Here is a 15,187-nt window from a genome sequence, read left to right as displayed (position 1 = left end):
ATTCGTAATTATTAGGGAACAGAATTTTTGACTTTTGACTTGATTTTCCCCAGTCACCAGTCACCAGTCACCAGTCACCAATTACCTTGCTAGCAATAGGCATTCTCCAACCAGTACCAAAAGCACGATCAGTAATTTTCAATCCTGGTGCTGCTTGACGGCGTTTAAATTCCGCAATAGAAACCAGTTTTAACACCCTATTTACTATTACTTGATCATGACCTGCATTAACTATTTCCCCTGCTGATTGATGTTTATTAATCAACCGTTCTAAAATATCATCTAAAATGTCATAAGCTGGTAAAGAATCTTGATCAACTTGACCAGGTTTTAACTCTGCACTTGGTGCTTTTGTGATAATATGTTGAGGAATAATTTCTTTTTGATGATGGGTATTTAACCAATTACAAATAGAATAAACACGGGTTTTTGGCACATCTGCAATTACCGCTAAACCACCATTCATATCACCATAAAGTGTACAATAACCTACAGCCATTTCTGATTTATTACCAGTAGATAAAAGCAGATGTCCAAATTTATTAGATATCCCCATTAACAAAGTACCACGAATGCGAGATTGAATATTTTCCTCAGCAATACCAAATTCTGTACCTGTGAATAAATCAGCTAAAGTATGATCAAAACTTTGCATTAATTCCCCAATAGGTAAAATTTGAGTTTTAATTCCTAAATTTTCCCCTAACTTTAAAGCATCACTCACAGAATGTTCAGAACTATAAGGAGAAGGCATTAATACACCTAAAACATTTTCTTTACCTAATGCAGTTGTCGCAATAGCAGCAACTAAAGCGGAATCAATACCACCACTTAAACCTAAAACAATTTGAGAAAAACGGCATTTTTTTACATAATCTCGCACACCTAAAACCAAAGCTTGCCAAATTTCCTGATCTTCAGATTCATAAACTGGGGAAATAGAATCTAACTGTAAATCTCGCATTTGTTCATCAAATTCAATAGTTAAAAAATCTGTTTCAAAACCTTTAGCACGACAAATAATTTCACCCTGATTATTTACAGCAAAACTACGTCCATCAAATATTAAATCATCATTTCCACCAACTTGATTAGTATAAATAATTGACTGTTGAAAATTGGCTGCACTATGTTTTAACATTGCTTCCCTTAATTTTTGCTTACCAACTGTATAAGGAGAAGCGGATAAATTGACAATTAAATCTACACCTAAAATGGATAAATCAGCAATGGGATTAACTGCATAATGACGTTTTCCCCAAAATTCCTCATCATTCCATAAATCTTCGCAAATAGTCACACCAATATTGATATCATCTAAAGCGAAATAATTAGCTTGCAATCCTGGTTCAAAATAGCGATTTTCATCAAATACATCGTAAGTTGGTAATAGTCGCTTATAGAAATATTGTTTAATTTTTCCTGCTTCTAATAAAGCAATACTATTAAATAAAGTTTTACCCCCTGTAATATGAGCATCTTTATTTTTAACTACAGTTCCCACTAAAACAGCTAAATTAGCTGGTAAATCTTGAGCTAATTTTTTTAATGTGATATCCATTGATTTCACAAAACTAGGATTTAATAATAAATCCCTGGGTGGATAACCACATAAAGACAGTTCAGGTGTTAATAATAAACGGACATTATTTGCTGCTGCTTGTTGTGCAACTTCCAGGATTTTTTGAGTGTTTCCTGTTAAGTCACCGATAATAGGGTTAAGTTGGGCAATTGCAATTTTCATAAGACAAGGGAATAGGTAATTGGTAATTGGTAATTGGTAATTGGTAATTGGTGATTGGTAATTGGTGATTTGTAACTAATTTTTATCTATTCTCTATTAACTGTCACCTGTCACCTAATTTAAATAAAAACTAAATGTTTATCCTTAAACGGTGCAAAAGCTTCTGCATCAAATTTATATAAACTCGCGGGACGACCTGCACCTCTTGATACTTTAATTCCTGTATCTAATAAAAAACCAAGTTTCAATAAACGCGCTCGAAAATTTGAATAATCAGAAAAGTTTTCTCCTAAAACTGTGGTGTATAACTGATATAAGTCATTTAAAGTAAAGGTTTCTGGTAAAACATCAAATGCTACGGGACTATATTCTAATTTATTTTTCAGTCTTCTGTGTCCATAGGTGATAATTTCATTATGATCAAATGCTAACTGAGGTATTTGTTTAACGGGATACCATGCAATACCCGCAACTTTATCAGCAATTAATTCTGCTTCTTCAAACCGAACTAAAGCAAAATAACTAACTGATAAATAACGCACTCCATAACTATTAATTTCTTCTCTGGGGTCACGGTTTGGACCACCAAAAGTATAAAGTTGTTCTAAATAAAGATTATTAACCTTTATTTTTTCTGCCATAATGCGATAAGCAGCATCTTCTAAAGATTCTCCTTGTCTAACTAAAGTACCAGGGAGACTCCAAGAATTTAAAAATGGTTCTTGCTGTCGCATTACTAATAAAACTAACAGCCGATTTTTGGTAGTATCTACAGAAAATATGACATTATCCACACCGACTTTAAAATCAGCCAAAGTTTGTTGAAGTGTGGAATTTGAGATTTTCTTATGGTTACGTAGTGGCATTTAAACGTACAATTTCTCCCGATAAATATAATCTATAACAGGGGGTGTGAGAGTTTGATGATCTTTTTGTTGACGAAAAGCGGTAGAGGAAACATCTAAACCTGTTAAACTAGCGATCGCAATTTTTCCTCCTAATTCCCTAATTTTTTCCAAACTAATATTATCTATTACATATCCAGGACGAGGAATCACCAACAATTTCACTTGTTTTAATAAATCTTCAATATGATACCATCTTGGTAATTGAATAACTAAATCTGATCCAATTACTAAGGTATATTCGACATCATTACCCCATCTTAATTTCGCTTTTTCTAATGTTTCCAAAGTTCGCCAACTACTTAATTCTTGTTCCAAACTAATATTACCTAATGGTGCTTGAATATCTGTAATTAACAAATTCAACATTGCTGCACGATGAGGTAAAGGAGTTTGTTGCTCTTTAAAAGGATTATCAGCAGCCCAAACCGCTACCCAATCATAATGTTGAGATAACCATTTAATAATTTTTTGATGTCCCGCAGTTGGTGGATCAGCACTTGTTCCGAATAAAGCGATCTTTTTCATCTTACTTTGCGTCCTTTGCGTTCTTTGCGGTTAGTTTCTTAGTCTTTTCCTTCAACTCATGCAGCATTTCCGAAATTTCTACTTTTACAGAAATTGGATTTTCTAAACTTCTTGTTTCCTGCGGTAAACTCGCTACAGATAATGCGCTTCTTTCTCGAATAGTTTGTAAATTTTCTGTTGGTTTTATCTGCTTACCTGATTTCATCACTAACTCTAACAAAGGTTTTTCTTTCCCAGAATTTTCATCTAATAAACCTAATCTATCAGATTGTAATTTACCATCAACTAAAGACCTAAAAATTTGTTTTTTACCAGGATAAGTAAACTTACCGCTAGACATTTTCATCACCGGAATACCATCAATGTCTACTAATTTATAAACTCCATTTACAGGAGAACCTGTTACTAACTTTGTGCCTAAACCATAACCATCAATTTCTGCACCTTGATTTTTTAATCTTTGTATTTCCCATTCATCTAAGTCACCACTGGCAAAAATTGTAATTTGTGGTAGGAGCGATCGCACTTGTTTTGATAAACTAACTAAATCACCAGAATCTAACCTCACCCCAGTTAATGTCATTTCCCCACTATTTACCTTTTTAGCTAACTTTTCAGCAGCAGCAACAGTATCAAAAGTATCAATCAATAAAGGCGCACCCGGAAAATATTGATGAAAAGCTATAAACGCTTGTTGTTCACTTCCTTCTAAAGCTGATAACGCCATTACTAAAGCGTGAGCCATTGTACCAGTTGGGTTTTCACCTAGTTGTAATGCTGCTAACACATTGGAAGTGGCATCTAAACCACCTGCTAAAGCTGCCCTTGCAGCCCATAAAGAAGCTTGAGGACTAAAAGCTCTGCGTGTGCCAAATTCTAAGAGTTTTGCTTTTTCCCCCGCAATATTACGTAATCTAGCAGCCCTGGTAGCGATTAATGTTTGATAATTAAGTGTATTTAAAAGATAAGTTTCTACTATTTGTGCTTGCCATAAAGGCGCTTCAATTCTTAATAATGGCTCATTAGCAAATACAGCAGTTCCTTCTGGGACTGCCCACACATCCCCAGTAAAACAACCCTCTGTTAATAATGACCAAAAACGCTCAGGTGCATGATAAAATATACCTGTTCTTTGTAAAGCAGCAATTTGGGCAGAATTAAAACGAAAATTAGCTAAATATTCCAAAGCTTGCGCCAAACCCATCGCTATTAAATAGCCAAACCCTTCAGGTAAGCGTCTAACAAACAATTCAAAGCTGGCTCGTTTTTGTTCTATTCCTTCACCTGTGTAACAAGCTGCCATTGTTAGCTGGTAAAGGTCTGTCAGCAAACTATAATTTTCAGGACAAAGATTCAGTTCTGGGTTTTGGTATCTGTACTTGTCATCATCAACATTTGCAAAAGCTGTCATCTGAAAGCGTCCTACTAAGAGTGCTTCTCTTATTATGGTAAATCATACCATAATTAATGTCAAGTATAGAAAAGATGATGCCTGAAAACCTTGCCAATCAAGGCAAATTAATCTTTATATATCTTTATATATCTATTATTTCACAGTTTTTAATGGTAAGACTAATAATTATGTCAGAAAAATACCCGATTACTCGCCAAGAATTTACAATTAGAATTAAAAGAAAAAGTGTGATTCTTCAACTCAATGAAGTATTGCAAAGCAATCTAAAAAAACATTGCGTAAAATATAAATATATTGCGAATATGAGCAACCAACAAATATCAGCATTAAAGTAATAGATATCTCAGATAAAGGGCATAAAAAAGGAGTCTTAGATTATGTTTATCTCCAGAATGCTTGCTAGTATGACCCAATTTATTTCTGAAGCCTTCATGCGAATTTTTAGCCCTACAGATGACGCTTATCCTGTCACTGGTTTTCAACCTTTTACTGGCGTTCCCTATAAGAGACGTAAAGCTGCATCTTGGTAGATTTTTCTTAGGAGTTCAGGAGTTCAGGAGACAGAATAAATCTCCCCAACTCCCCAACTCCCCATCTTCCTGTCACCTGTCACCTAACCATATTTTCAAACACTGGTTTATGTAGTAACCAATCTTGACCTACTTGAATACTAATATCAGAGGCGATATTACCAGTGCTTTCAACCCGCACTTCTCCAAAACCTAAAGTATTACGAATAGATTCAGCACTATCACTATCACCTTGTTGAGCAACAATGTGAGTAGTATCCAAAGGTTCACCCCAAGGTCGAGAAATAAAGATATTACGATATCCAGCTTGTTCTAAAGCTGCAATTAAGGGACGAATTTGAGAGCGATCGCCACCTGTACTATCTTGAATTGCGATCCGTAGCCGAGAGGGATCAGTGATTTCAGGATCAACTGATGTTGATTCTAAACCAAAGTTTTGCACCATTAATTTATTAATTATTTGTGGATCGGGTATCCAATAACTAGCCTCATACTCATGTTTTTCACTAAAACGACCGGGAAGCATTAACATCTGCATATTAGAGCGATTGGTTCGCGCCCCAAAACCAACCAAAGCCACAAGTTCCTCAACAGATAAGTTAGTATCAATATGTTCTCTCACTGTTTCTAGAATTTCTGGTAATCGTGTTAATGTTGCTGGATTAAGACTTTGTTCAATCAAGGCACGTAATACCATTTGTTGCCGTTGAATCCTGCCAATATCTCCGAGTTCATCATGGCGAAACCGGAGTAATTGTAGTGCTTGATCACCTGCCAAATGCTGTTTACCAGCCTTTAAATTAATATATAAATGTTGAGAATCATCCTTATATTTCATATCTTTGGGGACATAGACAGTTACACCACCCAAGGCATCAATTAACTTGCCAACACCCAAGACATTAATGCGGACATAACGATCAATTCCCACGCCTCCCAAGAGATTGCTGACAGTTTTAGCAGTTAAAGCCGGTCCACCATCGACATTGGCGGCGTTAATTTTTTTCAACCCAAACCCTTCAACCTCTGTCCGGGTATCTCTGGGAATGGAAAGCATAACTATTTTTTTGGTATCTGGATCAAACTTGATCAAGAGCATGACATCAGCAAGACCGTCAAAAGAATTAACTTGGGGTAGATATCTAAGTCCTTGGGTTTCAATAGGTGGATTTTGGATATCTGGAGGCAGTACACTCATCCCCATCACCAAGATATTCACAGGGCGAGTTAATTGAGAAAATTGGAAGCCATTGCCAGAAATGCGATCGCTATCAAAAACTGCCGCCTCCTTAGCACTTAACTGAGCTTGCTGCAAAGGTGTACTATCCCAAGAAACAGCCAACAAAGCCCCTGCCATACCTGAGACCATTGCTATCCCGCCCATACCCACCGCAAACCATAGCCAGCGACCTGATTTTGATTTGCGAGAGTTTTTGCCTTTAGCTTTAGCTTTCGCTGATTTTTTGCCTGCTGCTGATGTTCTTTGACTAGTCACAGATTTCCTCACACTGACTGCTAAAATACCGTAAATTTGCTTACTCAATACCAACTCAATATATGTAAATAAATTAGACCATGATGGATAATTCTTGGTGTTGTCTACTTACTTACCTATCGTAGATACTACAAGACCTTTACCTGCATTTCTGTTGATTTTTTGATCATCCGGGAAGTTGATGGAAGTAGTTTATGGAAGTATGGCAATAATAAACCAAATTTGATTATTTGATGATATTGGTGGGTAGATTACCTATAAATGCTGGTATCAATCCTCAGATTGTTAAAAACATGAACAAATGTAAATTTACTATTTACGCAGTATTCGCTCGGCAAAACTACTGAATCCAGGCAAAGGATAAGACCTGCCTTGAATGACACGAGAAATTAACCAAACACTCACTAAAAAGTAACCAGATGTGAGAAAACTGTTAAGAATTAACAACCGGAGTGTAAAAAAATCTGAAGTAGCTGCCCCAGTTGCTAACAGCAAGTACCCTAACATCCATGTAAAGCCCAAGGTAATGGACAGACGACTCACGGCCAGTTGTTCCCGACTACCCTCATGGCGATAGAGAGTCCAAAGGGAAGGAAAAAAGCCGATGACAGGAATCAAGTATAAAAGCAGCAATCTTTTAGAAGTGGCAGTTTCTGGAGCAGGTGGGTAATTATCAATAGGTGGTAGATTTTCCATTGTGGAGGGTCTCATCATAAACCAGAGGAAGACATAAGATTCATATAGTTAGAGATAATAGTCTGTAAACAAGAATTTAGCTTAAGTTGTATTTAGTTCTATCCCCAATCAGCTAAAAATGCAGACACGAAAGCTACTTGACTGGTGGCAAACATTTACACCAGTAGCGCGAATCGGGGCGATCGCGCTATTCGCTCCTCTATTAGTTCTCAATGGTTGGGCGATATCGGCAATTTTTCATTATTTCCACTCTTTGATAGTCATTTTAGTCGGAGCCTCAGTGCTGGCATTTCTGCTTAACTACCCAGTAAGTTGGATGGAAAAGCACGGTGCAAGACGAGAACAAGTCGCCATTTTGGTATTTTTATCAGCTTTATCAATTTTATTGGCGCTGGGTGTCACCCTCTTTCCTCTAGCCCTAACTCAAGCCCAGCAGTTAGTAGCCCGTTTACCAGAGTTGATAGACTCTGGGCGATCGCAGTTAATGATGTTAAATGAGAAAGCCGAGATGATGGGCTTACCGATTAATCTTGATGCTATCGTCGTGCAAATTAATGATCGCGTCAAGAGTCAACTGCAAGCTATAGCCGGACAAGTATTAAATCTCGCTGTCGTCACCTTTACCAGCTTGTTAGACTTTCTGTTAACGATGGTTTTGACTTTCTATCTATTGCAACATGGCGGTGAACTTTGGCAAAGCTTAGTAGAATGGCTCCCTACTAAATTTCGTGAACCTTTTTCCCGAACAGTACGCCTAAGTTTTCAAAACTTCTTTATCACCCAGTTGATTTTATCTACTTGTATGGCCTCGGCTCTGATTCCCACCTTTTTGTGGTTGAAAGTGCCTTATGGGTTGTTGTTTGGCTTAACTATCGGCATTATGGCGCTAATCCCCTTTGGTGGTTCTGTGGGTATCGCCATGACAACTTTGTTAGTCTCCCTACAAGACTTTTGGATGGGTGCTAGAGTCTTAGCCGCCGCAGTCATCGTGCAGCAAATTCTGGAAAATATCATTGCACCCCGGATTTTAGGAAGTTTTACAGGTTTAAATCCAGTTTGGATACTCATTTCCGTTTTGACTGGGGCAAGAATCGGTGGACTTTTGGGCGTGATTGTGGCGGTTCCTTGTGCTGTTGTCATCAAGACAGTTATTAGCGCCATTCGTCCACCGATTATGAGTGATGAAACAGAAAACGCTGCTTCTGGAGAGTTAGCCGCACCCATGACACCAGAAGCATCTCCTTCACCTCCAGGCAATAATTCTCTCAGTGTTTCTGATGGTGTTCCTTGCCGTCAGCCGATACAAAACGGCTAACTCTATCTAGGTTTTACATTTATTCGACAAGCCCTAACTAATGCGAACAAAAGTCGACTTTTTCTTCCTGCTTTATTCTAGAAGTGTCGGCACTGTCTATTTTACAGGCTTTAAGTCGGGTGTATCTCATAGTTATTTTGCTGTATTGAATCATCAGGAATAAGTAGCTCAAGTAGCTCCCAGAATTTTACAAACCTTGGAAAAACCCTTTCATCTGCATGGAATTGATCGGTCTTTTATCAAAGAATTGGCCAGAGATGCTAAAGTAGCTCATATCATCAAGGCTATAGTTGACTTGGGACGCAGCTTGGGGTTAACACTAATTGCTGAAGGAGTAGAAAAGCCTGAATAACTAGATTTCTTAAAGTCTATTAATTGTGATGATGTGCAAGGATATCTGTTCTATAAACCTCTTTCTGCCCAACAAGCTACAGAACTCATTAAAGAAGGAGTCAGGAGTTCAAGGAGTCAGGAGTCGTAGGGGCGAAGTAGGGGCGAAGTAGGGGCGAAGCATTCGGAAAATAACCTGTGATAAAAATTGATAATTGATTGCCTTCGGCACGCTACGCGAACGCCCGAATGCTGATGCTTCCAGCACGCTTCGCGAACGCCCGTACAGGAGTCAGGAGTCAGGAGTCAGGAATAGGCTATCAACTATCAACTATCAACTATCAACTATCAACTATCAAATTTTAACTTTTAGGAAATTCTGATGAACCGTTCAAAAATAGTCGCCATTATTACAGGTGCAATTTCTATACTTTTAGCTATAGCTTACCTAATTGTCGTTCAAATCCTCGACTACCGAGATATGAAACCCGCCCCTATTAGCTACATAAACTCATCAGCACCAATTATAGCAGAATTGCAAATTTCTAGAAGTCAGTAGAAACTTTCTGGCGCAGTTTATGTACAGGAGTCAGGAGCAAGAATTAATTTTTTTGACCTTGCTCCCGCTATTTCCTGTTGTTTGGTATATTCATAGATTCTATACGATAGATACTATCAGATAAATCAATCCATAGAACTATAAGAAAAAATTAGATAAAATATCGTGGATTTATCTAGTTAAGTAATTCCCTTTTGGCAGAGATAACGGTAAGCTATATCTAACAATATTAAGCAAAAATAAAATTGTCTTATTATTTCTAGTTAACATCATCAGGGATCAACGCTTGTTGACAAACAAGCAACAATATTCAGTGCAAATATAGAGGTGAGTTCATGTCTCAGTACCTGCTAGAGACCGTTTGGCTAGTCCCTTGCTATGCTTTATTAGGTGGTGTTTTAGCTTTACCTTGGTCGCCGGGAATAATCAGGAAAACCGGACCAAGACCGGCAGGTTATGTCAACTTAGTAATGACATTTTTGGCGTTTTTACATTCTGCAATAGCCTTTCTGGGTACTTGGAATCATCCTGCTAAAGAGGTATTTATTCCTTGGTTATCCACAGCAGGTTTAAAACTAACTATTAATTTAGAACTCTCTGCAATTAATGTAGGGGCATTAATGGTTATTACGGGTTTAAATTTCCTTGCCCAAGTTTATGCTGTGGGTTATATGGAAATGGACTGGGGTTGGGGAAGATTTTATTCTTTATTAGGTTTATTTGAAGCTGGTTTATGTGCCTTAGCTTTATGTAATAACCTATTTTTCAGTTATGTAGTTTTAGAAATTCTCACTTTAGGAACTTACCTGTTGGTAGGTTTATGGTTTAGTCAACCATTGGTTGTGACCGGTGCGCGAGATGCGTTTTTAACCAAGCGGGTTGGTGACTTATTCCTGTTAATGGGAGTTCTCGGACTGTGGACTTTAGCAGGAACTTGGGATTATAAAGATTTAGCAATTTGGGCGCAAACTGCCCAAGTAGACCCGACAATTATTACTTTGGTTTGTTTGGCTTTAATTGCCGGTCCAATGGGTAAATGCGCTCAGTTTCCCTTGCATTTGTGGTTGGATGAAGCAATGGAAGGACCTGTTCCCAGTACCATTTTACGGAACTCAGTGGTAGTTGCCAGTGGTGCATGGGTGCTGATTAAATTACAACCTGTATTTAGTTTGTCTCCCATAGCTTCCTCCGCAATGGTAGCTATTGGTGCAGTTACAGCTATTGGTGGTTCATTAATTGCGATCGCCCAAATTGACATCAAACGCTGTTTATCTTATTCTGTCAGTGCTTACATGGGCTTAGTGTTTATCGCCGTAGGCACACAACAGGATGAAGCCGCATTATTATTAGTCCTCACTCATGCTTTATCTGCTGCACTTTTAGTCATGAGTACCGGAGGAATAGTTTGGAATAGTGTCACCCAAGACGTTACCCAACTCGGTGGTTTATGGTCACGTCGTCCCATTTCCGGTTTAGCATTTATTGTGGGAACATTGGGTTTAATTGGTTTCCCACCTTTAGGAAGTTTTTGGGCATTAGTAAAATTAGCTGATGGTTTATGGGGAACACACCCTTGGTTAGTAGGAATAATAATTGCCGTCAATGTGTTTACAGCCTTTAGTTTAACCAGAGAATTTGGTTTAATCTTTGGTGGTAAACCCAAACAAATGAGTGAACGTTCACCGGAAGCTATTTGGTTGATGGTTTTACCAATGATGGTTTTATTTGGTTTTGTTTTACATCTGCCTTTAGTGTTGGAAAGTTTATCTTTATTACCTAGTTGGGCAACATTAAATAAAGATGTGGCACTGTTATTTATTTGGTCAAGTATTTTCGGTTGCAGTATTAGTGCTGTAATTTATTTAGGAAACATTATTCCTAAACCAGTTCGCTTACCCTTCCAAGGTTTACAAAATTTACTTGCTTACGATTTTTATACCCCCAACCTTTACAAAATGACCATCATTTTTGGCGTTGCCCAACTTTCTAAATTAGCTGACATGGTGGATAGATTTGTCGTTGATGGCATTGTTAATTTTGTCGGTTTATTCTCCTTATTAGGTGGGGAAGGGTTGAAATATAGCAACAATGGACAAACCCAATTTTACGCTTTCACTGTTTTATTAGGAGTTAGCGTTTTAGGTGCTTGGGTTACATGGCCTTTCTGGGGTGTGCAGTTCATGAATTTGGTTTTTTAAAAGCTATCAGTAGGTGATAGGTGAAAGAAAATTAGGAAACAAAATATCATAATTTTACCCAATCACCAATCACCAATCACCAATCACCAATTACCAATTACCAATTACCAAAGATGTTAAGTGTTTTAATTTGGTTGCCAATTATTGGCGCTGCAATTATCGGATTTTTACCAGATACAGTCATTCCTAAAACGAGAACTAGATTAGTAGCTTTAACTCTTTCCTTTGTAGTTCTATTGTGGAATGCTTTCATCCTGCTGAAATTTGATATCAATAGTCCAGGAATGCAGTTTCAAGAGAATTTACCTTGGAATGAAACCTTGGGTTTAAATTATCAATTAGGTGTTGATGGGCTATCAATTCTAATGTTGATATTGAATAGCTTATTAACTTGGATAGCCATTTACAGCAGTAACCAAAATACCGAACGTCCTAAACTTTTCTATTCGCTGATTTTATTAGTTAGCGGTGGTGTTGCTGGTGCTTTCTTAGCCCAAAACTTACTACTTTTCTTCCTTTTCTATGAATTGGAATTAATACCTTTCTATTTATTAATTTCCATTTGGGGAGGAGAAAAACGCGCCTATGCTGGGATGAAATTTTTGATTTATACAGCAGTTTCCGGGGCATTTATTTTAGCAACATTCCTGGGCATAGTTTGGTTAAGTGGTTCTCATAGTTTTGCCTTAGATGCGGTTAATACTCAAAACCTGTCTGCGGGAATGCAACTGTTATTATTAGTAGGAATAATTTTAGGTTTTGGCATCAAAATTCCTTTAATTCCTTTCCATACTTGGCTACCTGATGCTTACGTTGAAGCTTCTGCACCTATTGCTATTTTATTAGGTGGAATTTTAGCTAAATTAGGAACTTATGGACTCTTAAGATTTGGGTTTGGTTTATTTCCCCAAGCTTGGAATGTAGTAGCACCAACCTTAGCAATATGGGGTGCTGTTAGTGCAATTTATGGGGCAGTTGTAGCGATCGCCCAAAAAGACATCAAGCGCATGGTAGCATATAGTTCAATCGGACACATGGGCTATATTTTACTTGCAGCCGCAGCTAGTACCAACCTGGCCTTAGTTGGTGCAGTCGCGCAAATGTTTAGTCATGGTTTAATTCTGGCTATTCTCTTCCATTTAGTGGGACTTGTAGAAACCAAAGTTGGAACAAGAGAACTAGATAAACTCAATGGTTTAATGAGTCCTATTCGCGGTTTACCTATCGTCAGTGCTTTACTGGTGTTAGGTGGTATGGCCAGCGCCGGTATCCCTGGTTTAACTGGTTTTATTGCAGAATTTATCGTTTTCCAAGGCAGTTTTTCCACCTTCCCCATCCCCACATTATTGTGTGTAGCTTCCTCTGGTTTAACTGCGGTTTACTTCGTTATTCTTCTCAACCGCACCTGTTTCGGTAGACTAAATAACGACTTAGCTTATTATCCCAGAGTGGTTTGGGCAGAAAAAATTCCCGCATTAATATTAGCTTCCCTGATCATTTTCTTGGGAGTACAACCTACCTGGTTAGTGCGCTGGAGTGAAACCACAACTACAGCAATGGTAGCAGCTATTCCTACTCCTGAAAAAACCGTAATTTCTCAAGTGGCTTTGAAGTAATTTTTTAAGCTGTCAGCTTGTCAGAAAAATTGATCTCGTTCCCAGTCTGAGACTGGGAATGCTATCTCAGAGGATCTGCCTCTACTGTAAAAAAACTAAAAGGCAGAACCTTTTAAAATTCATTCCCATACTCTGTATGGGAACGAGAAAAAAACGAGAAAAACCACGAAGGCACGAAGAACACTAAGGAAGAGAAGAATGAGAAGAAGAAAAGGAATAAGATAGATAATCTAGTACATTTATTAACCTCTTAAATCTCTCTGCGCCTCTGCGTCTCTGCGTGATAAATTCATAAATATAGGAAATCAAAATGGTACAAACTCCCGATAAACCAATCACCAAACTACCACCATCAAATCACGAATTTGCCGATGTCATTCATCGTCTAGAAGCTGGTGGTTCAATGCTGCCAGATACACCAGAAAACTTAATGCAAATCATCGGTATTTATAAAGCTTACGCAGTACCGATGGATTTTTACTGGCGCGACTTGCTTTATATTGGGGAAAGAGTCTTTTTAAATCCTCTGCCTGCTTTTAAATATTTCTTACCTCAAGAATATTTAGACTTACATAATCATTATGCAGGGGATGATGCTGATTTAAGAATTTGGCGCGGTGAAGCTACAGCACATCCTGAACTTTTGGCATTTATGGAAAAGGGTGAAACTCGCAAAATGCCAAAGTTACTACATCATTTATTCCATGACAGAATTAACATGGAATTTGCGGAAGCTTGTATGCAAGCGATGTTATGGCATCGGAAAATGTACGCCCCTGTAAATCAATTTGATGCCTATTTAGATTCGGATGAATATAAAGCTAATGCTGATAAAGCAATTAAAGCTTACTTTAAGAAAAATCCTTTAATGTTGGGACTTTATAAACTGTTCCCTGATATGTTTTTGGAACAGTGCCGGATGATGTCTTATTATGCCAATTTAGGACTTTTCTGGGAAGTAATGGCACCGGTATTTTTTGAAATGTCGGATATTTATGATGAAGGCGGTTTTAAAGGTGTTCCTGATGCCATGAATTTTTTAGTGAATGGTATTTTTGCGATCGCCGGTCGTCCTATTTATCATCATGTTTATGTTGATGGTGAATGTTATGAAGTCATTCCCAAATCTAAAGGTTTTACTTGGTTATATGAAGCAGCTTTACCCTATGTAGAAGCTGTATTTTACCGGACTGCACCATTTAGAGGCACAAAGTCTTATAATGCCCAAGCAGGACAAGTACCAGAAGACCAAAAAGACTTCCATTATGGCATTCTTTACGCTGACGTATTCCCTGTAGGTACTGCGGGTATTCCACCCACATTATTAATGCAGGATATGTTGCATTTTCTGCCCCAATATTTAGTTGATTATTACAAAAAACATTGTCGGGGTGAAGATGATATGTTGATTCAGTTGGGTGTAACTTTCCAACGTTCAATGTACAATGTCACATCTGCGGTAATTCAAGCTTTAAGAACTGCGTTGTTATATCCTTTAGATGATCCCAATCCTAAACATTTACAGGCAAATCGGGAGTTTTTTGAAATGCAATTGAATCGCTTCACCCGTGCTGATTATGGTATGAGAGATGCGGCGAAATTGCGGAGTGTTCAAAGTCAAGATTATCGTTAATCAGCTAAAGATACCAGACTTCTTTAAAAAGTCCGGTATCTACACTTAAACTACGTAATTGGGGTTTGCTGAATAAACCTAAAACCTTGATATATCAAAGGTTAGAGGCTGATAAACACAGAAATTAGTGCAAGGGTTTTGAAGGGTATACCGGAAAAAGTGTGCATTTTTTGGGATTTCAAGAGATGGCAAAGAAATTTTCAAATCTTCTCCTGACTCCTGAC

General features: G+C 37.8%; 12 protein-coding genes and 2 pseudogenes. 8 read left to right on the top strand and 6 right to left on the bottom strand.

All coding sequences use genetic code 11. From position 1 onward, the window contains the following. Positions 1 to 67 precede the first annotated feature (67 nt). The 4 genes and pseudogenes from H6F45_RS01730 to H6F45_RS01715 form a co-directional block, all read right to left on the bottom strand. Positions 68 to 1,744 (bottom strand): NAD+ synthase, encoded by a 1,677-nt coding sequence (locus H6F45_RS01730; protein ID WP_137667748.1) that lies wholly within the window; start codon positions 1,742 to 1,744, stop codon positions 68 to 70. A 119-nt stretch (positions 1,745 to 1,863) separates the two neighbouring features. Continuing rightward, positions 1,864 to 2,610 carry an NUDIX domain-containing protein gene (locus H6F45_RS01725; protein WP_190346299.1) on the bottom strand — a complete coding sequence of 249 codons (747 nt, stop codon included), beginning with the start codon at positions 2,608 to 2,610 and terminating at the stop codon, positions 1,864 to 1,866. A 3-nt stretch (positions 2,611 to 2,613) separates the two neighbouring features. Then, positions 2,614 to 3,177, bottom strand: a pseudogene (locus H6F45_RS01720) (nicotinate-nucleotide adenylyltransferase); the annotation flags it as partial. Between the two features lies 1 nt (position 3,178). After that, positions 3,179 to 4,588: a nicotinate phosphoribosyltransferase gene (locus H6F45_RS01715; protein ID WP_190346298.1), complete on the bottom strand. Its 1,410-nt coding sequence runs from the start codon at positions 4,586 to 4,588 to the stop codon at positions 3,179 to 3,181. Positions 4,589 to 4,644: 56 nt separating this feature from the next. On the opposite strand from H6F45_RS01715, the gene H6F45_RS01710 reads away from it, so the two are divergent. Both H6F45_RS01710 and H6F45_RS01705 read left to right on the top strand, forming a co-directional pair. Further along, positions 4,645 to 4,926 (top strand): hypothetical protein, encoded by a 282-nt coding sequence (locus tag H6F45_RS01710; RefSeq protein ID WP_137667745.1) that lies wholly within the window; start codon positions 4,645 to 4,647, stop codon positions 4,924 to 4,926. 42 nt (positions 4,927 to 4,968) lie between these two features. Continuing rightward, a complete protein-coding gene (locus H6F45_RS01705; protein WP_096566607.1) occupies positions 4,969 to 5,121 on the top strand; it encodes a nicotinate phosphoribosyltransferase in 153 nt (50 codons plus the stop codon). 79 nt (positions 5,122 to 5,200) lie between these two features. Here the strand turns inward: H6F45_RS01705 and H6F45_RS01700 are convergent, their stop codons facing one another. Then, the gene (locus H6F45_RS01700) at positions 5,201 to 6,616 is read right to left on the bottom strand and encodes an LCP family protein (RefSeq protein ID WP_190346297.1); all 1,416 of its coding nucleotides are present in this window, start codon (positions 6,614 to 6,616) and stop codon (positions 5,201 to 5,203) included. Between the two features lie 312 nt (positions 6,617 to 6,928). Beyond that, positions 6,929 to 7,312: a hypothetical protein gene (locus H6F45_RS01695; RefSeq protein ID WP_190346357.1), complete on the bottom strand. Its 384-nt coding sequence runs from the start codon at positions 7,310 to 7,312 to the stop codon at positions 6,929 to 6,931. A gap of 118 nt (positions 7,313 to 7,430) precedes the next feature. Between H6F45_RS01695 and H6F45_RS01690 the strand changes: the two genes are divergently transcribed. The 6 genes and pseudogenes from H6F45_RS01690 (at position 7,431) to H6F45_RS01665 (ending at position 14,963) form a co-directional block, all read left to right on the top strand. Continuing rightward, complete coding sequence (locus H6F45_RS01690; RefSeq protein ID WP_190346296.1) at positions 7,431 to 8,627, top strand: AI-2E family transporter; 1,197 nt, start codon at positions 7,431 to 7,433, stop codon at positions 8,625 to 8,627. Between the two features lie 223 nt (positions 8,628 to 8,850). Next, positions 8,851 to 9,108 (top strand): annotated as a pseudogene (locus H6F45_RS01685) (EAL domain-containing protein); the annotation flags it as partial. Between the two features lie 231 nt (positions 9,109 to 9,339). Then, positions 9,340 to 9,516 (top strand): hypothetical protein, encoded by a 177-nt coding sequence (locus H6F45_RS01680; RefSeq protein WP_187039704.1) that lies wholly within the window; start codon positions 9,340 to 9,342, stop codon positions 9,514 to 9,516. A gap of 335 nt (positions 9,517 to 9,851) precedes the next feature. After that, entirely contained in the window at positions 9,852 to 11,714 is a 1,863-nt protein-coding gene (locus H6F45_RS01675; protein ID WP_096566599.1) for an NAD(P)H-quinone oxidoreductase subunit F, read from the top strand. Positions 11,715 to 11,827: 113 nt separating this feature from the next. Next, on the top strand, positions 11,828 to 13,330 hold the full coding sequence (locus H6F45_RS01670) for an NADH-quinone oxidoreductase subunit M (RefSeq protein ID WP_096566597.1): 1,503 nt from the start codon (positions 11,828 to 11,830) through the stop codon (positions 13,328 to 13,330). Positions 13,331 to 13,640: 310 nt separating this feature from the next. Beyond that, entirely contained in the window at positions 13,641 to 14,963 is a 1,323-nt protein-coding gene (locus H6F45_RS01665; protein WP_096566595.1) for a CO2 hydration protein, read from the top strand. Positions 14,964 to 15,187 lie beyond the last annotated feature (224 nt).

It is taken from the genome of Sphaerospermopsis sp. FACHB-1194 (genome assembly GCF_014696235.1).
Lineage (GTDB): Bacteria > Cyanobacteriota > Cyanobacteriia > Cyanobacteriales > Nostocaceae > Sphaerospermopsis > Sphaerospermopsis kisseleviana.
The sequence above is the reverse complement of the archived record's forward strand: the minus strand, read 5'-3'. Positions and strand labels throughout refer to the sequence as shown.

Bases quoted from the DNA above. Each gene is read 5' to 3' on its own strand.
- H6F45_RS01730 (WP_137667748.1), bottom strand. From the start codon at position 1,744: ATGAAAATTGCAATTGCCCAACTTAACCCTATTATCGGTGACTTAACA.
- H6F45_RS01725 (WP_190346299.1), bottom strand. From the start codon at position 2,610: ATGCCACTACGTAACCATAAGAAAATCTCAAATTCCACACTTCAACAA.
- H6F45_RS01715 (WP_190346298.1), bottom strand. From the start codon at position 4,588: ATGACAGCTTTTGCAAATGTTGATGATGACAAGTACAGATACCAAAAC.
- H6F45_RS01710 (WP_137667745.1), top strand. From the start codon at position 4,645: ATGTCAAGTATAGAAAAGATGATGCCTGAAAACCTTGCCAATCAAGGC.
- H6F45_RS01705 (WP_096566607.1), top strand. From the start codon at position 4,969: ATGTTTATCTCCAGAATGCTTGCTAGTATGACCCAATTTATTTCTGAA.
- H6F45_RS01695 (WP_190346357.1), bottom strand. From the start codon at position 7,312: ATGGAAAATCTACCACCTATTGATAATTACCCACCTGCTCCAGAAACT.
- H6F45_RS01690 (WP_190346296.1), top strand. From the start codon at position 7,431: ATGCAGACACGAAAGCTACTTGACTGGTGGCAAACATTTACACCAGTA.
- H6F45_RS01680 (WP_187039704.1), top strand. From the start codon at position 9,340: ATGAACCGTTCAAAAATAGTCGCCATTATTACAGGTGCAATTTCTATA.
- H6F45_RS01675 (WP_096566599.1), top strand. From the start codon at position 9,852: ATGTCTCAGTACCTGCTAGAGACCGTTTGGCTAGTCCCTTGCTATGCT.
- H6F45_RS01670 (WP_096566597.1), top strand. From the start codon at position 11,828: ATGTTAAGTGTTTTAATTTGGTTGCCAATTATTGGCGCTGCAATTATC.
- H6F45_RS01665 (WP_096566595.1), top strand. From the start codon at position 13,641: ATGGTACAAACTCCCGATAAACCAATCACCAAACTACCACCATCAAAT.